The sequence below is a fragment of the Photobacterium malacitanum genome, from assembly GCF_900185615.1.
Taxonomy (GTDB): domain Bacteria; phylum Pseudomonadota; class Gammaproteobacteria; order Enterobacterales; family Vibrionaceae; genus Photobacterium; species Photobacterium malacitanum.
In genome coordinates this window covers 1-22744 of sequence record NZ_FYAK01000008.1, presented here as the reverse complement: position 1 = coordinate 22744, position 22744 = coordinate 1, and the positions used below count along the sequence as shown (strand labels likewise).

Here is a 22744-nt window from a genome sequence, read left to right as displayed (position 1 = left end):
CATAACGCAATAACCCTGTGTAACATCTCACGTGTTATACAGGGTTTTCTTTATTTATTAGCCAACAATACTAAAATGAGAGTAAATCATCAGCAAAGGATATTGCCTATGAGTATCTCATCTCCTCCAACCATCAAATGCCATGTTGTCAGTCATTACCTTGCCGAACAGTCACAACCCGATCAGCAACGTTACGTATTTTCTTATACTATCACTATTAAAAATTTAGGCCGTGGCAACGCGCATTTACTGACACGTTATTGGCTAATTACCGATGCCAATGGTAAAAAATTGGTTATTGAAGGTGAAGGTGTCGTCGGAAAACAACCGCATATTAACGCTGCTGATGAATTCACTTATACCAGTGGTACTATCATCGAAACCCCTGTTGGTGTAATGCAAGGTCAATACACCATGGAAGATCAAGCTGGTAATAAATTTAAAGTTGAAGTTGCCCCATTTCGACTAGCAATGCCGAACATTCTTCATTAACCTAGCGATTAATTTCATGTTAATAAACGCATTGTTAATGGGAGCACCATGGCGACTTATCTTGTCGGTGATATTCAAGGCTGTTTACCCGACTTAAAAAAACTATTAGCCCAAGCGAATTTTGATCCCCATCATGATCATTTATGGCTGGCGGGCGATCTGGTTGCACGAGGACCTGAATCTTTAGAAACATTACGCTTTGTCAAAGCATTAGGCGATCATGCGACGGTCATTTTAGGCAATCATGATCTGCATTTATTAGCAGTATCTCACCAACTAGCACGCGCGAAAAAAAGCGATAATATCCATCAAATTTTCACCGCAGAAGATGGCAAAGAATTACTTGATTGGTTGCGCCACCAGCCTCTATTAGCAGAACACCCTCACTATCCATTGGTTATGGTCCACGCTGGCATTACGCCGCAATGGTCACTTGAACAAGCCCGTCAGCATGCGCGTGAAGTCGAACAACTGCTGCAGTCTGATGACTATTTATGGTTATTGAAAAATATGTATGGTGACGGCCCCGATTGGTGGCAACAGGATCTGTCACGATTAGAGCGACTACGATTTACGATCAACAGTTTTACACGAATGCGCTTTTGCGATCCTCAAGGGCGGCTGGATATGCATTGTAAGGTACAGCCGAATGATCCTGCTGTTGGTGATCTGATCCCATGGTTTGATGTTCAGCGTGCTCAACCGATAGAAAAGACTATTATCTTTGGTCATTGGGCTGCACTAATGGGTCACCAAGATCAGCATTGTATTGGCTTAGATACTGGTTGTGTCTGGGGTAATAGCTTAACCATGCTGCGCTGGGAAGATGGGCAACGATTTGTCACTGAATGCCCGCTCTACGCCTGATCATGGCATATAACAATGCCGACAGTGGTTGTCGGCATTATTGATCATCGATATTGTGGTTATTTACTGCGATCGCGCTAAGATCACAAACTCCATTGCATAGGCATTATTAGCATCACTATCATGGTGCTCTTTAGCCACCACTTGCCAATTATTGCCCCAATTAGGAAACTGAGTATCGCCGTCAAGATCCGCATCAATGAAGGTTAAATACAAACTATCAGCCATCGGCAAACAAGCTTGATAAATACTACCGCCACCAATGATCATTAGTTCAGGCACATCACCAGCGGCTAATTTAGCCGCAGCAATATCGTTAACAACAGTGATCCCTTGGGCTACAAAGTCAGGATTGCGGCTAATAACTATGTTTAATCGACCCGGCAATGGACGTCCAATTGATTCAAAAGTTTTACGTCCCATCACAATTGGTTTCCCCATAGTACAGCGTTTAAACCATGCAAAATCTGCAGGTAAATGCCACGGCATACTATTATCTTTACCAATGATCCGATCATGAGCCATTGCTGCGATCATACTGATCTTCATTATTGCATCTCCATTCACACTATGCGTGTGCGCATTATAATTCTGCTGTAGTTATACCACAGGCCGACGACGATAAAATAGTAACCCTGGCATAGCTAATCCAATCGCTAATGCAGCTACGATAAACATCGCTTTTAGCACGTTATCAATCATCAATCCCCATAAAGCCAATGAAAAACCACGGTGATTAATTTCAACGATAGCAATCATGGCTTTAAAGGCAAATACTCCCGGTACCATTGGAATCAATGCTGCAACAGTAAACACTTTAGGATGGGCTAAAAAACGGTGCGACCAATGGACACCGATCATACCGACCAAGGTTGCAGCCACAAAGGTTGACCACTCAATTGACAGTCCCCAATGCATTAATAAAAATCGTGTTCCATGGCCAATTGCGCCACCAATAGCACAATATTTTAATGCTTTTTGAGGCACATTAAATACCAATGCAAATCCTAATGCGGGGATCATTGCTAAAAGCATATCATTCAGTAATGCCATTATTAACGTCATAGTAACCACCCCCACACATCAAGCACATTCATCGCAGCCACAATTCCCATACAGGTTGATAACGTGAGTAAACTCGCCATGGTCCAGCGCGCTAGCCCCATACTAGGGAAACCTTTTACCATGTCTGCGACGGCGTTAATTAATGGAAAGCCAGGGACTAACATCAACACCGATGAGGCCATGGCTAAAAAAGGTTGTTCGCCAATATTATACACTTCACCTAGACCTGATATTAAGGTGGTTACAAAGGCGGTTACAGCGAAATTTAACAGCGGATTAAAGTGATAACTGGCAATTTGTTGGCGCACAATCATCCCTACTGATGATGCACAAAACGTCAGCATAAATACTGGCCAATCACCGCCAGCTAAACGACTAAATGCCGCACATGATAAGCCAATCATCACCACCACTAACCAACGATTATAACGCGCTGTTTTGAGGTTTTGTAACCGTGCTTGAACATCATGGCAGTCCAATAATCCGCGCTCAACAAGAATACAAATACGTTGAATATCAGTCACTATTTGCATATTAATACCGCTATCTTGGCAGCGGCGAGTGGTAGTAATACAGGTGCCTAAATGACGAGTACTGATCACCATTGAACTGGCTGATAATGATACTTCAACATGCTCAACCCCCAATGCTAATCCCAATCGACGCGTCACATCCATAATTACCGAGCTTTCGGCACCGTGTTGTAATAACCGTTGACCGGCTTCAATGGCCAATCGAGTCAATTGCCGTTGTTGAGATTCGGTTAATGGCTGCAGCACTCTCTCCATGTCGATATCCATTTATAATCCATTATAAAACCCATTTTGTAACAACTAGCATACCTAACCTACAACCGTATTCGTTGATTAAGCACAAAAAAAGCCACACCTTAACGGTATGGCTTATTCGCATAAAGCACGATCAGAACTTATGGCTTATAGATGATCTCGACATCGTAATCATCTTCATTCCAATCATCCCAATCATCATCATCGCCGTCTTCATCCTGAACTTTCTTAATTTGTTCAGCGTGGTAATCATCCCACTTAAAGTCGACTTTATCTTCTTTTTGCTCTTCCGCTTCGTACTTAACGCGTGGCAAGGCATCAATAGCAGCCATCAGATCATAAGTCAGCTCTTTAGTACCAATGCGATTTAACGCTGAAATACTGTAATGCTTACCTTCCCATGCTAATGCTTCAAGCACTTCGGTGATCTTTTCTTGTGCTTGCTCTTCGTCAAGAAGATCCGCTTTGTTAAATACGATCCAGCGTGGCTTATTGCCTAGCTTATCGCTGTATTGCTCAAGTTCATTGATAATAGTAAAGGCATTCTCTACTGGATCAGAACCATCAGCTGGTAGTAAATCAACCATGTGTAATAACACACGACAACGCTCAAGGTGCTTCAAGAAGCGAATACCCAAACCTGCACCGTCAGCGGCACCTTCAATAAGACCTGGAATATCAGCAACCACAAAACTACGCTCTGCATCGACACGTACCACGCCCAAGCTTGGCACTAGGGTTGTGAACGGGTAATCAGCTACTTTCGGCTTAGCAGACGATACAGCGCGAATGAAGGTAGATTTACCCGCATTAGGTAAACCAAGCATGCCCACATCAGCAAGAAGTAGCAACTCAAGACGTAAATGACGAATTTCACCTTTACTACCCATACTCTTTTGACGAGGAGCACGGTTTACAGATGATTTGAAACGGGTGTTACCTAAGCCGTGGAAACCACCTTTAGCAACCATCACTTTCATACCATGTTCAGTAAGATCGGCGATCACTTCGCCCGTATCTTCATCAATGGCACGTGTACCAACTGGCACGGTTAATACTTTATCCGCACCGCGTTTACCCGTACAGTTACCGCCGCGACCATTTTCACCACGCTCAGCGGCATGGAAACGCTCAAAACGGTAATCAATTAGCGTATTAAAGTTTTCATCAGCGAACAGGTAAACATCACCGCCGTCACCACCGTCACCGCCATCAGGGCCGCCACGAGGAATGTACTTTTCAGTACGAAAACTTACTACACCGTTACCGCCATCACCGGCATCGGCGCGAATAACCGCTTCATCTATAAACTTCATTTTTTTCTCCGCACTGTGGCGTTTAACGTACAGCGATAACGGCATTTAGCACAGATCATCGCGTAGTAATTATTGTTATGGACCTTGACTATTTGCTTTGGCGAATAAACTTATGGCCTATTGCACAGCAAACAGCGCCACTTACCACAACCATAGCACCGAGATAGCCCCATATATTCAAAGAGACTGTCGCAACATATTGTGGCCAAGCCAAACTCGCAAGATCGACAAATAATATCGTAAACAAGGGAGTCAGTGTGATCACCGCGCTCACTTGTGATGCTTGCCAACGGGCCATTGCTTCTGCAAATGCACCATAGCCAACAAGCGTATTAACACAACAGAATAACAGCATCCCTAATTGGCGGTTATCCATTGTTAAAATTTGTTGTGGTTGTGCCATTGGCGTCAGTATTACAGCACAGATGATATAAATCATCAGTAATATTTGTGCTGATGAAAACTGTCTTAATAACCATTTCTGCGCTAAGCCATAAACGACCCACACTAACGCAGCGGCAACAGCAAGACTAACACCAAGAGTATAGCCAGAAAAACTGGTAAACAACTCAATCAGCCGTTCATTAAAGAATAAGATCAAACCACTAATTAAAGCGATTACACCAATAATTTGATGGCGACCTAATTTTTCTTTAAATATCCATGCACTTGATACTAACAGCATCACTGGCGCTAATTGGATAATAACTTGTACAACAGGAGGGTTCAGGTATTTCAATGAACTGTTATACAGCACAAAGTTACCCGCAAGGCCAACGCTGGCGATGACTAGCACCACCCAACTCATTCGGCCAAGATTTGATATTGTTGGTAATTGCTTTCGCCACGCTAAAAATAGGCCTAAACCCAACGCTGCAGTGATAAAGCGATACCAAACAATCGTAAAAGGATCCATCACCTCTACAGCTTGTTTCATTGCAATTGGCAATGCCCCCCAAAAAATGGCGGTTGTCATTGCAAGAAAAAAACCAATTATCGGGCCGCGGTTAATCATAAACCCTCCAGATATAAAAAGCCCCGCCAAAAAGGCAGGGCTTTAATATTCGTGTCGATCCTGAAAATTATTCAGCGTCGATAGATACGAATTTACGGTTTTTAGGACCTTTAACTTCAAACTTCACTTTACCGTCAGATAGAGCGAATAGAGTGTGGTCTTTACCTAGGCCAACGTTTGTGCCAGCGTGGAACTTAGTACCACGTTGACGAACGATGATGTTGCCTGCTAATACAGACTCGCCACCAAAACGCTTAACACCTAGGCGTTTGCTTTCTGAATCACGGCCGTTATTAGTAGAACCGCCAGCTTTTTTATGTGCCATCTTTAAATTCTCCTGTTATTAAGCGCTGATGCCAGTAATTTTGACTTCAGTGAACCACTGACGGTGGCCCATTTGCTTACGAGAGTGCTTACGACGACGGAACTTAACGATTTTAATTTTATCGCCACGACCGTGAGTAACAACTTCAGCAGTTACTTTACCGCCAGCTACAAACGGTGCACCTACAGTTACTTCTTCGCCATTAGCTACTAAAAGAACTGAATCAAATTCAACGTTAGCGCCAGTTTCAGCGTCTAATTTTTCTAAGCGTAAGGTTTGGCCTTCGCTTACACGGTGTTGTTTACCACCACTTTGGAAAACAGCGTACATGTCTTACTCCGCTTCTCCGCATAGGCCATTTGCCACGTCTAAAATGGGCAATGGGTATGCGCTTAATCTTGTCATCAATAGGGCGCGAATGTTACGCGAAAAGAGACTTTGTGGCAAGCCATTCTCGAAAGAAAATTGGTGAAAAGCTACCCAATCCAAAAACTGTTTGAAATAGCTGTATTTGAGGTTATGACGATATGGTTATTTTAGTGTAAGATTCCAGTATCAATTCGAAAAATTTTCCGCCCTACGCGGCTAACAATCTTGCTGGACGTATAATGGATTTTAAAGCTATCCAAGCGCTCACCGCCAACGATATGGCGGAAGTCGACGCGAAGATACAGGCGCAACTTAACTCAGATGTTGCCCTCATCAATCAACTCGGATTCTACATTGTAAACAGTGGCGGCAAACGTATTCGCCCCATGCTGGCAGTATTAACAGCACGTGCACTTGGCTATGGCGGTGATAAACACACCACAGCTGCTGCTTTTGTTGAGTTTATTCATACCGCGACATTGCTTCATGACGATGTTGTTGATGAATCAGATATGCGCCGTGGCAAAGAAACGGCAAATGCTGCGTTTGGTAACGCCGCCAGTGTGTTAGTGGGTGATTATATTTACACTCGCTCATTTCAAATGATGACTAGCCTACGATCTTTAAAGATCCTCGACATCATGAGTGAAGCCACTAACGTGATCGCTGAAGGTGAAGTGTTGCAGTTAATGAACTGCAATGATCCTGACACCACTGAAGATAGCTACATGCAAGTTATCTACTCCAAAACAGCGCGTTTATTTGAAGCTTCAACCCAAATTGCGGCAATTATTGCTGAAGCGCCAGCTGATATTGAGCTTGCACTTCAAGAATATGGTCGTTATTTAGGTACCGCCTTCCAGCTCATCGATGATGTACTTGACTATGTTGCCGATGGCAAAGAAATGGGCAAGAACGTCGGCGATGATCTTGCTGAAGGTAAACCAACGTTACCGCTATTGCATGCAATGCACCATGGCGATCAAACGCAAGCAGCAATGATACGTGACGCGATTATGCATGCTAATGGTATGGATAAGCTTGATGCTATTTTAGCATGTATGCACCAGCACGGTTCGTTAGAGTACACCCAGCAACGTGCAGAAGAAGAAGCGCAGAAAGCTATAGCCGCTCTTGCACCAATTGCTGATTCTGACTATAAGCAAGCTCTTATCACATTGGCGCATATGGCAGTACAACGTAAAAAATAGCTCTTCCCTCCCTATTGAAAAACCTGTCTTTGGTGACAGGTTTTTTATTTTCAGAAATCGATATCTTATCGTTGTTATACCACGATCTATGATGATCTATACTATAGCTACCCGTAATTTTTATACCTTATAGGCTAAGAAGGTGGCTATGGATATCAAACATCTAACCACAGGAATGTGGGTCGAATCTTGTCATGGTGTAGGAAAAGTGATCGGCATTGATCATCAATACCAATCAGTGATCATTGAACACCATCACGATCATCAGCTACAGTCGATTGATATCGTTGATCTTATCGACCAACCCCAGCTCCATAACGGATGCGATCGTTATTATTAATATTTCGCTGATACGAAAAGACCCTCAATAATTGATTACCAACTATTGAAGGGTCTGTCGTGTTTATATGTTAATTATCTTGGCTTATTGGGCAGCGAACTCTTCTCCAAGCGTAATATCGCCACGCAATGTATCAAGCATACTTTCTAATGCATGTTGCTCAAATGCACTTAAGTGACCGTAATCCATCACTTCCTCAATCCCTTCTTTACCCAGTAATACTGGTTGAGCGAAGAAACGAGCATGTTTACCATCACCTTCAACATATGCACACTCAACAACACCCTGCTCACCTTGCAGTGCACGTACCATCGCTAAGCCAAAGCGACATGCTGCTTGGCCCATAGAGAGCGTTGCTGAACCACCACCCGCTTTTGCTTCCACAACTTCAGTGCCTGCATTCTGAATACGAGGCGTTAGTGCTTTCACTTCATCGTCAGTAAAGCTCACACCTTCAACTTGTGATAGCAATGGTAAAATAGTCACGCCCGAGTGACCACCAATAACAGGCACTCGAATATCACATGGTGAAACACCTTTTAGTTCAGCAACAAAGGTTTCAGAACGGATAACATCAAGTGTGGTAATACCAAACAATTTACGCTTATCGTAAACACCCGCTTTTTTCAACACATCAGCTGCAATTGCAACTGTAGTATTAACTGGATTAGTAATAATACCAACACATGCTGCAGGACATACAACGGCGATTTTTTCTGCTAATGATTTCACAATACCAGCATTAACATTGAATAAGTCAGCACGATCCATACCCGGCTTACGTGCCACCCCTGCAGAAATAAGCACAACATCAGCACCTTCTAGTGCCGGTGTTGGATCGTCACCACAATATCCTTTAATTGCTACTGGGGTTGGAATATGGCTTAAATCTGCTGCAACACCAGGTGTTACAGGAGCAATATCATATAGAGCAAGATCTGAGCCTGCAGGTAAACGGTTTTTCAATAGCAATGCTAATGCTTGACCAATACCACCAGCCGCACCAATTACAGCAACTTTCATGTTCGTTCTCCTTTACGATAGAAGTATATTTTTGAAGTGGGTACAATCGACTTCAGCTAACAATAGTAGTAACTGAATAACAATCTATGGACGTTATATTAAGCATAAAAAAAATACAATCCTCACCCACTCGCTTTGCGAAGTAACGCAGAATCCCATAAAAATGCACTCAAACGCTTTTATCAGACAAATAAAATAAATATTTAATAATGGCTATTATTTATCAAAATCCGATTAATTAGTTTTGATAAAACAATGACAAGAGTCACAATAAAATTTTTTATATATAACAAAAATGCGGCTTCACATATTTATTTTGATTCACTTTGTTTGCCAGTGAGTCACAGGTTATGCAAAAATGGTTTACCTCGTCCCTGTAGATAATATTTACTTATGCGAAATTCAGACAAACAAGAACGTCTCGTTAAAGCGTTTAAATTAATTTTAAAAGAAGAAAAATTCAGTTCTCAAGGTGAGATTGTTGATGCGTTGAAAGCACAGGGTTTTGATAATATTAATCAATCAAAAGTCTCTCGCATGCTCACCAAATTTGGTGCAGTACGTACTCGCAACGCCAAGATGGAAATGGTGTATTGTTTACCGATTGAACTTGGTGTTCCAACAATCAGTAGCCCTCTAAAAGAGTTGGTAATGGAAGTTGGCTTTAACAGTGCGCTAGTTGTGATCCATACCGGCCCTGGTGCGGCACAAGTGATTGCACGTTTATTAGATTCTTTAGGTCGACCAGAAGGGATCTTAGGTGTTGTGGCCGGTGATGATACGATTTTTATTACTCCAACCAGTAACATCACGACTAATGAGCTTTATGCGTCAGTATGTGGACTGTTTGACTACAGCCACTGATCGATAATGAGGGTCTATCTAACTTCATACTGCATCAATATACATGCTCAAGAAACATAGACCCTTCGTTTATAATGTCTCGTGGTAATAAACGACACTATTATTTTTCAGGTTGCTCATAACCCCAGCGAGGTACTAACCCTTGCTCTATTTTGAGATGATCTAATATCCTTGCCACCATAAAATCAACTAAATCATCAATAGTTTGTGGTTGATGATAAAACCCAGGGGCTGCAGGCATAATTGTTACGCCCAATTGCGATAACTTAAGCATATTCTCTAAATGGATACTAGAAAATGGGGTTTCCCTGATCACTAGCAATAACTGACCGCGTTCTTTTATCACTACATCAGCTGCTCGCTCAAGCAAATTATTAGACATACCATAAGCAACTGAAGCTAATGTTGATGCTGAACATGGACAGATCACCATCTGCTTAGGGGCAGCCGAGCCAGAAGCGACTGGTGAGAACCACTCTTCTTTACCACACACCACTAATTTTTCAGTTGGACATTGTAAAAACTCAACTAATTGTTGTTGTGCTGTTGCTGGTGCTGCTGATAATTTAAGTCCATGCTCTGTCGCTAATACCACTCGCGCCGCAGATGATATCAACAGATAAACCTGATAATCAGCCGCTAATAAACATTCCAACAACCGCAAACCATAAGGTGCACCAGACGCGCCCGTCCATGCTAATGTTATCTGTTTCGGTTTCATTCTCTCTCACTTTTATTTTGCAGTTAACGCGGCTAATAACTTACCGTGAATACCACTAAAACCGCCGTTACTCATCACTAAAATCGTATCGCCACTATGAGCGGACTCAACAATCTTAGCCACCAGCGTATCGATATCATCGCTACAAAACGCAGGCTGAGGGCATTGATCAGCAATCTCTTGTACTGACCATGGAATATTATCAGGCTGAAATAAAAATACTTCATCAGCAGCATCTAATGCAGGGGCTAAATCATGTTTATGAACCCCTAACTTCATGGTGTTAGATCGTGGCTCAAGTACCGCAAGAATACGTGATTGATGTAATTTCGCTCTCAGCCCACCTAAAGTCAGCGCAATAGCTGTTGGATGGTGAGCAAAATCATCGTATACCGTGACTCCGTTAACCTGACCTTTATACTCTAATCGACGCTTGGTATTGATAAATTTAGCTAATGATTCACAAGCCAAATTCGCCGTTACTCCGACATGGCGAGCAGCCGCAATAGCCATAAGTGCATTATTAACATTATGATCGCCCACTAATGCCCAATCCACAGTTCCTACTAAAAGATCATCAAGATAAACATCAAACACGCTACCATCTTCGCGTTTTTTATCAGCACGCCAATGACCATCATTGCCTATATATTCCAGCTCACTCCAGCACCCCATAGCCAATGTTTCATCAATATTTTTAACGCCCTGTGGCGCTAAAATACGTCCATTTCCAGGAACCGTACGTACTAAATGATGAAATTGACGTTGAATCGCTTTTAGATCGTCAAAAATATCAGCATGATCGAATTCTAAATTATTCATGATCAAAGTCCGTGGATGGTAATGTACAAACTTCGAACGCTTATCAAAAAAAGCACTATCATATTCATCAGCTTCAACCACAAAGAACATACTTTCGCCAAGACGCGCTGACACGCCAAAGTTTCCAAGTACGCCACCAACTAAAAAGCCTGGTTGATAACCACAATCATCAAGGATCCATGCCAACATACTTGCTGTGGTTGTCTTACCATGCGTACCAGCAACAGCCATCACCCAACGATCATGTAATAAATAATCCTGTAACCATTGTGGGCCAGAGGTATAACGTAAATTATTGTTCAGCACATATTCAACACACGGATTGCCACGGCTCATGGCATTACCGATCACCACTAAATCAGGAGCAGGCTTTAATTGCTCAGGATCATATCCTTGAATTATTTCAATACCTTGAGATTCAAGCATGGTGCTCATAGGTGGGTAAACATTAGCATCAGAGCCCGTTACTTTATGTCCAAGCTGGGTCGCTAATGTGGCTGCCCCCCCCATAAATGTTCCACAAATACCTAAAATATGAATATGCATATATTGCTCTTTCCATCCTTAATTCTTATTAATGTCACGCTTTAACGTTACTTCGTTACCATAAAAAAGATCTTTATATACAATTCTTTATATAACGAAAAATACTATGGGGAATTGAATCTCATTATGCGTTGAGATCCAACCAATATACAACTGAATCTCTCTACCCTATGACAACATAATGCAAGGATTGTTTATGACCGATATTAGAACGCTTGGTGAATTTATTGTCGAGAAACAGAATGATTTTCCTCACGCCAGTGGCGAACTATCATCACTATTAGGCTCGATTAAACTAGCGGCTAAAATCGTAAACCGCGAAATCAATAAAGCAGGACTCGTTGATATAACTGGGGCTGTAGGCACCGAAAATGTGCAAGGTGAAGAACAACAAAAACTCGACCTTTATGCTAATGATAAATTCAAAGCAGCATTAGAAGCACGCGATCAAGTTTGTGGTATAGCCAGTGAAGAAGAAGATCAAGCGGTCAGTTTTAACCGTCAATTAAACCGTGATGCTAAATATGTAGTATTAATGGATCCGCTTGATGGCTCATCGAACATTGATGTCAATGTATCTGTCGGTACTATTTTCTCGATCTATCGCCGTATATCCCCCGTCGGCTCACCTGCAACAGATGCAGACTTCCTTCAACCGGGTCATCGCCAAGTCGCTGCTGGTTATATTATTTATGGCTCATCAACTATGTTGGTTTATACCACTGGTAATGGTGTTCATGGCTTCACCTACGATCCTTCTCTCGGTGTATTCTGTCTCTCGCATGAAAACATGCAAATTCCAGTTGATGGCAATATTTACTCGATCAACGAAGGTAATTATATTCGTTTCCCACTAGGGGTAAAAAAATACATCAAATATTGCCAAGAATGTGTACCACAAGATAATCGCCCTTATACATCGCGCTACATTGGCTCTTTAGTTGCTGATTTTCATAGGAATTTATTGAAAGGTGGTATTTATCTTTATCCCAGTACGGCCAGTTACCCCAATGGAAAATTACGTCTCCTATATGAGTGTAACCCCATGGCACTGTTAATTGAGCAAGCCGGTGGACGAGCAACAGATGGCCAACAGCGTATTTTGGATCTTATACCAACTGAATTACATCAACGCGTACCTTTCTTTGTTGGCTCAACCAATATGGTCAACAAGGTAGAAGCTTTTCTACACGAAGTAGATGACCAATAACAATGATGATTCAAGGTGGTATTAGCCACCTTGACAATCATTAATCCTCGCTTTATCGCATTTTAAATGCCTTCAAAAACGCCTTAGACTCGACGGTTGTTTTTAGCCTCAATCATGATAATCTCAACATATGCAACATTTTATTAACCAAAAGGAATCTATCATGGGCTTAAACAAAGTAACTGCCGGTCAGGACATTCCCAACGATATTAACGTTATTATTGAAATTCCAGCTAACGCAGATCCAATTAAGTACGAAGTAGATAAAGCCAGTGGCGCGATTTTTGTTGACCGTTTCACCTCTACACCGATGTTCTATCCATGTAATTATGGTTATATCAACCACACGCTATCACTTGATGGCGATCCGGTAGATGTATTAGTGCCAACTCCGTACCCACTACTAGCAGGCTCAGTGATTCGTTGTCGTCCAATAGGCGTGCTAAAAATGACAGATGAATCAGGTGAAGACGCTAAAATCATCGCGGTTCCCCATTCAAAACTTAGCAGTGAATATAACCATATTAATGATATTGAAGATCTTCCAGCACTATTAAAAGCTCAAATTGTGCATTTCTTCCAACATTATAAAGAGCTCGAAGCCAATAAGTGGGTAAAAATTGATGGTTGGCAGGGAGTTGAGGCCGCTAAAGAAGAAATCATGTCTTCATTTGCACGCGCTCAAAAGTAACAAGGAGACATAATGAAACCAGCACTCAAATATGGGCTACTCATTACCACATTAAGCTTGTCAGTGCTGGCTTCAACCAGCTATGCCAAAAATGTTTCTGTGCAGCAGTTTTGGCAATTACAACAACAACAGCCCAATGTCATTATTGATGTGAGAACAGCAGCTGAATTTAGCGATGGTCATTTAGATTCAGCCATCAATATACCCTATCAACAAATCGCAACAATAGTGGCACATTATCCTAATAAAACTCAGCCTATATTGCTGTACTGTAAATCAGGCCGTCGCGCAGAAATAGCCGCAACTGCACTAGAAAAACTGGGCTATACCGCAGTCTACAATGGTCTTAACTATAAAAAGCTTAAATCATCACAGCCGCTACCAATTTAATAAAAGGGATAAAAAAAGCCCGATTATTACTAATCGGGCTGATTATTGTTACCAGTTAAATATCTATATTGTGATTAATTAAATTCAAATTGGTAAAGTAAATCAACAGCTTGATCAAGACCAGAAACCGCTTCAACATACAAATTTCGCATTAATTTATAACGTAACGTAAATTCATCAACTTGGTTAAAGATACCTACGCCATATTTCACTTGTAACCCGGGAGCAATATAGCCACTGATCGTTACTTGTGAATCATCACCAGCACCAGAGGTTGATAAGCTTAGATCTTTAACACCAACAGCTTCACCAACATCACCAACAAGCTGACCACTTTGCGCCAAGCCCATACCGATTAAAGCAGTTGTCATTGCACTACTGCTATCACCAGAACTCTCAGCATCAAGATTCTTACCCGTTAGAATGTATGACAATGCATTTTGCTGTGGCATTGCTGGATCCGAGAAAATATTCACTTCTGGTTTATCAGCAGGACCTGTAACACGTACTCCGGCAATAACATCATCTTCGACGTTATCAGGATCGCGAATCGCTTCAATAGAGAGATAAGGTTGCTCTGCTGGACCATTAAAGAGTATTTGTCCTTTACGGATCGACAATTCTTGTCCCAACGCGCGGTAATATGATCCTTTGGCGATATTTACTTCACCATAAATCATCGGTCCTTTGCCATTTTGACGAACATTAAGATCACCTAACAAGCCTGCTTTTAAGCCAAACGCAGCCAATTTAACGTCATCACCAATATGAACAAATATATTGGTTTTGATATCAAATGGAACCGTCGACTTTTCTATCACTGGCTGTAAGTTATCTTTTAAGATCACTTGATCTTTCGATACTTTTACCGCTGATTTAGGTAATTGATTTACCGTAATTCTTCCCCACGGAATTCCAATTTTACCGGTGATCTCTGCTGACGTTGGTGTCGCCTCAATGGTTAAATCAGGAGAAACTTTTAATGCTACCATTGGCGGCATACTCACTTTCAACTCTTTACCATTGATATTAAGCTTCGTTTTCCAAGCTGCCATATCCTGCCAATCACCACTACCACGCAGTAATAATTGACCATCTGGCGTATAAATATTACCGTTCAAGTTAGCGTTATAGCCATTAAATGCTAATTTGATATCTGCATTTTTAACATCTAACGGTACTTTACGTCCTGTAGCTTCAAGCTTAGTTACTTGTAATAAGCCATTAACTTTAGGATGTAAAATAGGTCCAGTCACGCTCAAATTAGTATCAACTTGACCACCAAACTTATGATAATCTTTAATCATAGGTTCAAGGAAACCTAAGGTAAAACGATCAAGTTTAACATTAGCATTGATCTGTTTATCACCTTGAAGGTTAGTGATCTTTGCCTGACCACTTAAATCACCATTATTCTTAATAGCAACTAACCAATTTGTATTTAAAGTATTATCTTGCATCTCAGCATTGACGGTTACTTTATCCCACCCTAATACCAATGGCTGCTCGTCACTACTGACTTGCTGGCTCATTCCACCGGCAGGCATAATAATATTCGCCTTTAAGTACGGCGCTGCTTTAGGTGACCATTTTGCATCAACATTAGCCCCTAACTCACCATTAACTTTTAACTCTGGTGGTAAAAACGGTTTTAACAGATCAAAATTAAACTTACGTACTGCTAACTTCGCTTGTCCTGAAGCACCAGCAGTAAGATCTTGAGTTAAACAAATCGCTGCTTGTCCTTGTTGCCAGCAATGAGCACCAACGGTTGCCATCCCCGTTTGCAGATCATAACGAATCGGCGTTGAATGGTTCAGCACCCAATCACCAACCGGTGTACTAATATCACCTTTGGCTAACGTACCTTTCCAACCTGTTTTCTTATTAAAACTACCATCAATCAATAAATTAGTACCAACAGGATCACCTTTAGCATTAACACTCAAACTATGTTTTTGCTCAGTGCCTTTAAATAGCACCTTAAGATCATCTAATGTTGTTGTACCATATTTACCTTTTGCTGCCGTTAGGCTGATATCCGCTTTCATATCAGGTAAAGGAGTTACATTACCTTTAAGATTAAATGATGCTAACTGTGCTAATTGCTGCCAACCTAAATCATTACCTTGTAAATCAAGCTTAATATCTGGGGTTGCCATACTGCCAGACAACTTAACATCACCATTAACCGCACCATGTAACCCTTTTAATGATTTAGATAAATTCGGCGCGTCAATCTTAGCTATCATGTTCCAAGCTTTATCTAATTGACCTTTGACTACCATCCCATTAGGGCCATGCTTTAAGGTCAATCCAGGTGTGTTTACTCGCAGTAAATCACCTTTACCATTAACATCAGAGGCATCTAACTTACCCACAAGCGTTAATGCCTGCTTCATAATAGTGCCGTCAATGTCTAACTGTGGCAGTTTAACAAACCAACCGCCTTGCTTGGTTAACCCACCTGAGGTTACTAATTTACCACTGACGTTACCTTTCGCGGCTGGCCACTGTAAGCCAGGTTGAATATTTGCAAAGGCGAGTTGTCCATTCCAAGTAACTAATTTTTTCCAATCTGCTTGTGCATTACCGGTAATCACACCACCTAAGGTATTAATCTTCAAAGAAGAAAGATCAACTTTATTTAAGTCACCTTTACCATTCAATGCTAATTTAACTGCAGGCATTGGAGTACCATCAATGCTACTTTTGGCCTTAAACGTAAAGCCTTTTAAGCTACCTTTAGCATCAATGATAGTATTATCAACCGTAAATTCGGCTGACTTATCAATTGGCCACTGCAAATGTTTACTCGACACTGCAACATCAAAGGGGAAATCTGCCTTTAGTGGCGACAACTGACCTTTAACAACCGCATCCAACTTGCCTTTTAACTGCGCATCAACAAACAACTTTTGTAATGAACCATTGGCTTTTAACGTTAACTGATGTCCATTAACTGGCTGCATTGCAATCTTAGCATTTGCATCTAATGTTAATGGATAATCTCCAGCTAAGGTCACTTGTGCCTTGGCATTTAAATCAGCTTGTGGCGTATTCACCTGTAGCTTTTCAACATTAACCTCACTGCCTTTACCAGATGCAATCAGCTCAAGTAACGATACTTTTTGCGGCGTTTTGCCTGCCAGTTCAAAGTTTTTAATCGTAAAGCGTTCAATATCAAACGACATTGGTAATACAACATCAGGCAATGTAATCGCTGTAGTCTCCGACTTAGCTTTGACCTTTGTTACAGGCTTAGCGTTTGCTTTATCAGACTTTTCAGCCGGAGCAAGTGCTAACTTAATATTCTGCCAATCTGTTGGTTTCAGCGTAACATGACTACCAACCACAGTTGCAGCAGTAGTAAAATGCTGCCAACTAACGTTATTAGCTAGAATATCAAGATCAATATTATCTAGAGTGACGTTATCGATTTTAATTGGCACCGGAAGACTAATTTCTGTCACCGGTTCAGACGGTTGCTCAGGTTCCGTTGCCGGCGGTAATGTAGGCATCGAAAACTTAACGCCCTTTACACCTAAATCAGAAATACAGATCTCAGGAGTTAATAGACAACGCTCATCCAAGGTTAAATTGAGTTGTGATACCGCTAAATTCATACTGCTATCTTGATAGCGCACGTCATCAACTTGAAAACCTCTTAATAGTGATCCTTTCGTCGTACCAATAGATAGTGCAGGTAAGGCTTTTTGTGCCCCCCAACTAACAACTTTTAATCCCGCAGGAGTGTATAGAATCACTGCAACAGCAATAACTAAAAATAATAACAGGGCTAAAATAGCCAAAGCAATGCGCTTCACCCAGATCATAATTCAGGCCCTAAACTAAAGTGAAGTTGAAATTTATCCTTGTCGGGTTTATCAAGTCCCCAAGCAAAGTCGATACGCACAGGACCAACAGGAGATGCCCAGCGTACACCAAAGCCTGTACCTCGCATCCAATCAGGTTTATTGTTATTCCAGGTCGAACCATAGTCATAAAATAATGCACCCCACCAATTACCATACAAACGGTATTGGTACTCTATACTTGTCGTTGCCATATATTGACCACCGATCATTCGACCAAGATCATTTCGCGGCGAAATAGACTCAAAGCCATAACCTCGAATGCTATTATCACCACCAATGAAGTAACGTAACGATGGTGGAATATCACGAATGCTATCAGCTAATACAGCACCACCGGCCATACGGAAAATACCACGCTGATTTTCACTCAAGCTTCGAATCCAAGCCGATTTTGCCTGCAAACGGACAAAATCAGTATCAGAGCCTAATGCTTTATTCGCAAATTCAATTGAGAAATTGTATTTACTACCAGAAGATGGAAAGACCCCTCCAGTAAATTCACTTTTGCTATAAGATAATCCAGGTAAAAATACATTAAAGGTGCCTTCTTCATCGCCACCTTGTTTATATTTTTCATTCAACCAATGCAACGATACCGTACGCTCCCAATTTGACGCTAATTTCCAGTGACGTTCGACACCTAAGCCCAACTGAGTACTGATCGTATCGTGACTATCAACATAACGAATACCACCGACAATTTGGTAGTAATTATTAAGTACATCATCTAATGGAATTCGATAAGCAGCTTCAACTTTAGGTTGTTCTTTCGATATCTCTGATTTGAGGTAAAAACTGTGGCCATTACTGGTGATCCATGGTTTTTTCCAGTTAAACTTCAAACGCGGGCCCGTATCGGTTGAAAAACCAATACCTGTTTCAATTTGATTTTTAACTTGGGGCGTTAAAGCAACTTCAATTGGAATCTTATCATCCTTACGTTTAGCGACATCACCACCAACATAAATAGATGAAAACCAACCAATATTAGATAAACGTTCATTATATAAACCTAATTTAGATGCTAAATAAGGTTCATTTTCGGTATACGGAATCATCGAACGCAGACGTTCATCCTTGATTTGGCTGCCAGTAAAATGTGTCTCACCAAAAGTATAACGACGTCCAGAATCAAAATCGATCGTGATGATCGCTTCATTACGACTAGGAATAACACCTAACTCGCTTTTCTTTAGCTCTGCATCAAAGTAGCCGCGACGTACCGCTAAACTTTGTAATGAAGACTTTAACGTTTCATATTTACCTTGATTAAGCGCTTTTCCTATACCTAAACCGCTATTTTTTAATAACGAGATAAAAGCAGGATCATCTTTTGCATCACCTGTAATAACAATATTACTCTGGCTAATATGCGTGCGCGGGCCAGCATCAACCGTCACCGTAATTGCTATTTTTTTACCACTACCCTTTACATGATAATCATATGTCGGTTGATAATAGCCAAGCGCCTGTAAAGCCTGACCTATCTCAGATTTTATTTGCTCTTGAAAACGTAACGTATCACTGTAATCACTTGGAGAAATCGCAGATAGATACGCATCAACATTATCTTCAAGGCTGCTTTTTAATCCCTTTACTTTAAGAGATGCCGCCATTGTCGGACTTGATAATACTAAGGCAAAAGATGCAATACCCAGCCACTGATAAACTTTATTCATTCGGATTATGCTTCTTGAGAAAATTAGATTCATTCACACGATCTATTTTGGTAAATACTGTACACCTATACCAACAATAGCTATCAATATTATTGATAATAAACTACTCAATTCAAATATCTATCATTAACAACAAATTCAATTCGTCACATTAAATATTTAGAGAGACAAGCAACTTTTAAGGCAATAGCCCCAAATAATTACATCGCAACCAAATAACTCTAGAACAGTTCTGTGCATTTTTGACATAAAAAGAACTAATAGCGCATTAAATATTATCAACAAGCGTCGCAAAATGAAAAGAGTGTTCTTGTTAGTATTCTAAAATTTACTGATCTCGTACTCATGAGTATCTTTATTTAATATCACGCCTAATTTAACTTTTAAGGTATTGTCGTAGACAGTATTTGAATTTCTTTATTCACTTCTGATAAGACATTCAATAACTTAATGTCAGTAGACTTTGGTGGTACTAGACGTCCATACTCAAACTCAAACCCACCAATACCTATGATAAAAAGTCGCCCTTTAAAGAAGTTTTTAACATATTTTGCTACTTGTACAGGACGATAAACTTGAAAAATTCTCAACATATATCCTCACACAATCATCAATACAACGTATTTATTTCTATTAACAACGAAAATATGCAAACAATCTGCCAAATAAACTCAACACCAGTTATTAACGCTCACTTATTACAGTTATCATTATGTAAAATACCCCTAAATAACTAATAACGTCATGAATAAAAGGACCATTATGTATAAGAAATTATTAGCAATAGCATTTATGGCTATTATCCCAACATTAGTTCACGCCAATAATCTTAAAATGGATACAACACTACCCGCGGTTACAGTAACGAATAAAGGTGAACTTATACTGAACAATAATAGTATTACCTATCAACCTTGGAGTAGTGCCAAGCTAGTAGGAAAAACACATATCATAATGGCTATAGCAGGAAGAAAATCAGCAAAGGAAATCAATGCTCAATTAGTAAATGCGATTAGTACCGCAAAATTCCCACAGCAAAAATATCAAACAACAACGATCATCAACCAAGATGATGCTATTTGGGGAACAAGCAGCTTTGTAAAAAGTGCAGCTGAAGAGAGTAAAAAGCAATATCCTTGGTCATCGATTGTACTGGATAGTAATGGTAACGTACAAAAAAGTTGGGACTTACAAAAAGAAAGTTCTGCAATAATCGTCCTTGATAAAAATGCTAAGATCTTATTTATTCATGAAGGGGCACTTAATCAACAACAACTACAGCAAGTCATTGCATTAGTGAAAAAAAATATCTGATCTCTGTTTTACTATTTAAGAAATATCATTTGTGGCCGCTATTAATAGCGGCCTTATTGTAAATAGACATTACACAATGACATCAACCCAACAAACGCTAAAAAATACGTTAGAAAAACGCCCATTAACGAACAGTAAAAGTAGGACTCACTCTCTAGCGCAATACTTTGGTTATGATTACTTAATTAACTCAAGCCACAACACCTTATCACCTACTGAGAGGTACCTTCATAGTCAACAATTACAATACCAACGTGAACAACAGAATATAGAAAAGATATTTAAATTAACTTACGATGAATGTAAAAACGAAGCGACAACTGACCCCGATCAGGATTGGTTAGTACGTTTTATTAAGATGGCAAAGCAAGTATATAGTCCATCAATGCAAATTTTATGGGCTAGAATTCTCAAAAAAGAACTTATACGACCCGGTTCCACATCTTTAAATACTTTGACTGTTTTAATAACAATGACCCAAAAAGAAACACTTTTATTTCAACGTGTTATAAGCATATGTAGCCAGCTTGGTAAAAAAAATAATAAAGTAATTATTACCAGCATTAAAATACCGTCAAGATTTATTCAGCTCGGAACAAAAATAAAACATTACCCAATCGAATACGATCGATACAACCTTCCCTATTCCAGTATTATTATTTTGATGGACTTAGGACTTATACTAAAAACAGAATTTGAATCAAGTACGATTGATCACACCATGCCGTTTCACTTACATCTACAAAATACACATTATAGTTTAAATTGCCATAATAAAAATACATCACTTACTTATTACCGTCTATCACCAATAGGACAAGAAATCGCATCATTAATCGAATATAAAAATAATTCAGAATTCCAAGCCTACTTACTCGAAAGGTTATCCCAACAATTTACAGTCACAACAGGTTAATATTAAAGTTAACAAAAGGAATTTATGAGATGTTAATAGAGCGCTTGGGTAAATGTAAATAATAAGTAATCACACACCAACCTTACTCTAATATCACGAATCCCCCAAAAAGATCACTATACTATCGTCGTGATTGGTGATACAGACTGGTACACTTATAATATTATTAATAAGTAATCATCTCAGTATCATATAACTTTCATATTCCTCTGAACTTAACCCAATTAAACAAGTTTAGCGTTAGTTACGAAAATACTATTTCTTCTAGTTACAACGGCATTGCAGATAAAGCCTGTCTTACATAGAATCACTGTAATGAATCAACTTTATGCATCATTAAAATGTATTCAAGAGATTAACCTGAGTAAGTTACTTTTATACAGACGAAAAAAAACCTGAATCTTTCGATTCAGGTTTCTTAAATGAATGGCGGAGCGGACGGGACTCGAACCCGCGACCCCCGGCGTGACAGGCCGGTATTCTAACCAACTGAACTACCGCTCCACACGGAGATAAAACTTTCGTTTTATCCGATATTCGTAGTTCAAAACGAATATCTAAATTTGAAGCCTGGCGATGTCCTACTCTCACATGGGGAGACCCCACACTACCATCGGCGCTATTACGTTTCACTGCTGAGTTCGGCATGGGATCAGGTGGGTCCATAACGCTATGGTCGCCAAGCAAATTCGGTTTATTTATCGCCTTTAGGCAATAAATAGCAATCTGGGAAAATCTAACTAGTTGTTCTCAACACGTCATTCAAGTGTTTGTAGAGTCCGTCTCTTCTCTTGTGAGAAGAAAAACCCCTTGGGTGTTGTATGGTTAAGCCTCACGGGCAATTAGTATCAGTTAGCTCAATGCCTCGCAGCACTTACACACCTGACCTATCAACGTTGTAG

Annotated in this window: 23 protein-coding genes, 1 tRNA gene and 2 rRNA genes; 10 read left to right on the top strand and 16 right to left on the bottom strand. The window is 40.4% G+C overall.

The window, feature by feature from the left end; all coding sequences use genetic code 11:
* Window positions 1–108: 108 nt before the first annotated feature.
* Both apaG and PMAL9190_RS15305 read left to right on the top strand, forming a co-directional pair.
* Complete coding sequence (gene apaG / locus PMAL9190_RS15310) at window positions 109–492, top strand: Co2+/Mg2+ efflux facilitator ApaG/CorD (protein WP_087845942.1); 384 nt, start codon at window positions 109–111, stop codon at window positions 490–492.
* Window positions 493–540: 48 nt separating this feature from the next.
* Window positions 541–1359 carry a symmetrical bis(5'-nucleosyl)-tetraphosphatase gene (locus PMAL9190_RS15305; protein WP_087845941.1) on the top strand — a complete coding sequence of 273 codons (819 nt, stop codon included), beginning with the start codon at window positions 541–543 and terminating at the stop codon, window positions 1357–1359.
* 63 nt (window positions 1360–1422) lie between these two features.
* On the opposite strand, the gene folA is transcribed toward PMAL9190_RS15305, so the two are convergent.
* The 7 genes from folA to rplU all read right to left on the bottom strand — a co-directional run bounded on the left by folA (window position 1423) and on the right by rplU (window position 6198).
* Window positions 1423–1908, bottom strand: coding sequence for a type 3 dihydrofolate reductase (gene folA, locus PMAL9190_RS15300; protein WP_087845940.1), 486 nt, complete (start codon window positions 1906–1908; stop codon window positions 1423–1425).
* A gap of 51 nt (window positions 1909–1959) precedes the next feature.
* Complete coding sequence (locus PMAL9190_RS15295; protein ID WP_087845939.1) at window positions 1960–2424, bottom strand: threonine/serine exporter family protein; 465 nt, start codon at window positions 2422–2424, stop codon at window positions 1960–1962.
* Entirely contained in the window at window positions 2421–3224 is an 804-nt protein-coding gene (locus PMAL9190_RS15290; RefSeq protein ID WP_235004372.1) for a threonine/serine exporter family protein, read from the bottom strand. The genes PMAL9190_RS15295 and PMAL9190_RS15290 overlap by 4 nt, the downstream gene beginning before the upstream one ends.
* A 128-nt stretch (window positions 3225–3352) precedes the next feature.
* Window positions 3353–4528: an Obg family GTPase CgtA gene (gene cgtA / locus PMAL9190_RS15285; protein ID WP_087845938.1), complete on the bottom strand. Its 1176-nt coding sequence runs from the start codon at window positions 4526–4528 to the stop codon at window positions 3353–3355.
* Window positions 4529–4616: 88 nt separating this feature from the next.
* Window positions 4617–5543, bottom strand: a complete 927-nt coding sequence (locus tag PMAL9190_RS15280; RefSeq protein WP_087845937.1) for a DMT family transporter — start codon at window positions 5541–5543, stop codon at window positions 4617–4619.
* A gap of 67 nt (window positions 5544–5610) precedes the next feature.
* Window positions 5611–5868, bottom strand: a complete 258-nt coding sequence (rpmA, locus tag PMAL9190_RS15275; protein WP_036796188.1) for a 50S ribosomal protein L27 — start codon at window positions 5866–5868, stop codon at window positions 5611–5613.
* Window positions 5869–5886: 18 nt separating this feature from the next.
* Complete coding sequence (rplU, locus tag PMAL9190_RS15270) at window positions 5887–6198, bottom strand: 50S ribosomal protein L21 (RefSeq protein WP_036796189.1); 312 nt, start codon at window positions 6196–6198, stop codon at window positions 5887–5889.
* 278 nt (window positions 6199–6476) lie between these two features.
* Between rplU and ispB the strand changes: the two genes are divergently transcribed.
* Both ispB and PMAL9190_RS15260 read left to right on the top strand, forming a co-directional pair.
* Window positions 6477–7448: an octaprenyl diphosphate synthase gene (ispB, locus tag PMAL9190_RS15265; protein ID WP_087845936.1), complete on the top strand. Its 972-nt coding sequence runs from the start codon at window positions 6477–6479 to the stop codon at window positions 7446–7448.
* Between the two features lie 148 nt (window positions 7449–7596).
* On the top strand, window positions 7597–7788 hold the full coding sequence (locus PMAL9190_RS15260) for a hypothetical protein (protein WP_087845935.1): 192 nt from the start codon (window positions 7597–7599) through the stop codon (window positions 7786–7788).
* An 84-nt stretch (window positions 7789–7872) separates the two neighbouring features.
* Here PMAL9190_RS15260 and mdh read toward each other — a convergent pair whose 3' ends face one another.
* Window positions 7873–8811, bottom strand: coding sequence for a malate dehydrogenase (mdh, locus tag PMAL9190_RS15255; protein WP_087845934.1), 939 nt, complete (start codon window positions 8809–8811; stop codon window positions 7873–7875).
* 393 nt (window positions 8812–9204) lie between these two features.
* Here mdh and argR point away from each other — a divergent pair, with 393 nt between their 5' ends.
* Window positions 9205–9675, top strand: coding sequence for a transcriptional regulator ArgR (argR, locus tag PMAL9190_RS15250; protein ID WP_087845933.1), 471 nt, complete (start codon window positions 9205–9207; stop codon window positions 9673–9675).
* Between the two features lie 100 nt (window positions 9676–9775).
* On the opposite strand, the gene PMAL9190_RS15245 is transcribed toward argR, so the two are convergent.
* On the bottom strand, window positions 9776–10396 hold the full coding sequence (locus PMAL9190_RS15245) for a flavin prenyltransferase UbiX (RefSeq protein ID WP_065166895.1): 621 nt from the start codon (window positions 10394–10396) through the stop codon (window positions 9776–9778).
* Between the two features lie 12 nt (window positions 10397–10408).
* Window positions 10409–11764, bottom strand: a complete 1356-nt coding sequence (gene mpl / locus PMAL9190_RS15240) for a UDP-N-acetylmuramate:L-alanyl-gamma-D-glutamyl-meso-diaminopimelate ligase (protein ID WP_087845932.1) — start codon at window positions 11762–11764, stop codon at window positions 10409–10411.
* Between the two features lie 196 nt (window positions 11765–11960).
* Between mpl and fbp the strand changes: the two genes are divergently transcribed.
* From fbp to PMAL9190_RS15225, 3 genes are all read left to right on the top strand, one after another.
* On the top strand, window positions 11961–12974 hold the full coding sequence (gene fbp, locus PMAL9190_RS15235; RefSeq protein ID WP_065166897.1) for a class 1 fructose-bisphosphatase: 1014 nt from the start codon (window positions 11961–11963) through the stop codon (window positions 12972–12974).
* 163 nt (window positions 12975–13137) lie between these two features.
* On the top strand, window positions 13138–13665 hold the full coding sequence (gene ppa / locus PMAL9190_RS15230; RefSeq protein WP_087845931.1) for an inorganic diphosphatase: 528 nt from the start codon (window positions 13138–13140) through the stop codon (window positions 13663–13665).
* Window positions 13666–13677: 12 nt separating this feature from the next.
* A complete protein-coding gene (locus tag PMAL9190_RS15225) occupies window positions 13678–14055 on the top strand; it encodes a rhodanese-like domain-containing protein (protein WP_087845930.1) in 378 nt (125 codons plus the stop codon).
* Between the two features lie 74 nt (window positions 14056–14129).
* Here PMAL9190_RS15225 and tamB read toward each other — a convergent pair whose 3' ends face one another.
* The 3 genes from tamB to PMAL9190_RS15210 all read right to left on the bottom strand — a co-directional run bounded on the left by tamB (window position 14130) and on the right by PMAL9190_RS15210 (window position 20205).
* Complete coding sequence (tamB, locus tag PMAL9190_RS15220; RefSeq protein WP_087845929.1) at window positions 14130–17891, bottom strand: autotransporter assembly complex protein TamB; 3762 nt, start codon at window positions 17889–17891, stop codon at window positions 14130–14132.
* On the bottom strand, window positions 17888–19612 hold the full coding sequence (gene tamA, locus PMAL9190_RS15215; RefSeq protein ID WP_087845928.1) for an autotransporter assembly complex protein TamA: 1725 nt from the start codon (window positions 19610–19612) through the stop codon (window positions 17888–17890). Before tamA ends, tamB begins: the two co-directional genes overlap by 4 nt.
* A 383-nt stretch (window positions 19613–19995) precedes the next feature.
* A complete protein-coding gene (locus PMAL9190_RS15210; RefSeq protein WP_060998482.1) occupies window positions 19996–20205 on the bottom strand; it encodes a DUF1107 domain-containing protein in 210 nt (69 codons plus the stop codon).
* Between the two features lie 169 nt (window positions 20206–20374).
* Here PMAL9190_RS15210 and PMAL9190_RS15205 point away from each other — a divergent pair, with 169 nt between their 5' ends.
* Entirely contained in the window at window positions 20375–20926 is a 552-nt protein-coding gene (locus PMAL9190_RS15205; RefSeq protein WP_087845927.1) for a YtfJ family protein, read from the top strand.
* Window positions 20927–20957: 31 nt separating this feature from the next.
* Complete coding sequence (locus tag PMAL9190_RS15200) at window positions 20958–21842, top strand: TIGR03899 family protein (RefSeq protein ID WP_087845926.1); 885 nt, start codon at window positions 20958–20960, stop codon at window positions 21840–21842.
* A gap of 427 nt (window positions 21843–22269) precedes the next feature.
* Here the strand turns inward: PMAL9190_RS15200 and PMAL9190_RS15195 are convergent.
* From PMAL9190_RS15195 to PMAL9190_RS15185, 3 genes are all read right to left on the bottom strand, one after another.
* Window positions 22270–22346: transfer RNA gene (locus PMAL9190_RS15195), tRNA-Asp, on the bottom strand.
* Between the two features lie 64 nt (window positions 22347–22410).
* A 5S ribosomal RNA gene (gene rrf / locus PMAL9190_RS15190) occupies window positions 22411–22526 on the bottom strand.
* A 137-nt stretch (window positions 22527–22663) separates the two neighbouring features.
* A 23S ribosomal RNA gene (locus PMAL9190_RS15185) occupies window positions 22664–22744 on the bottom strand; the annotation flags it as partial.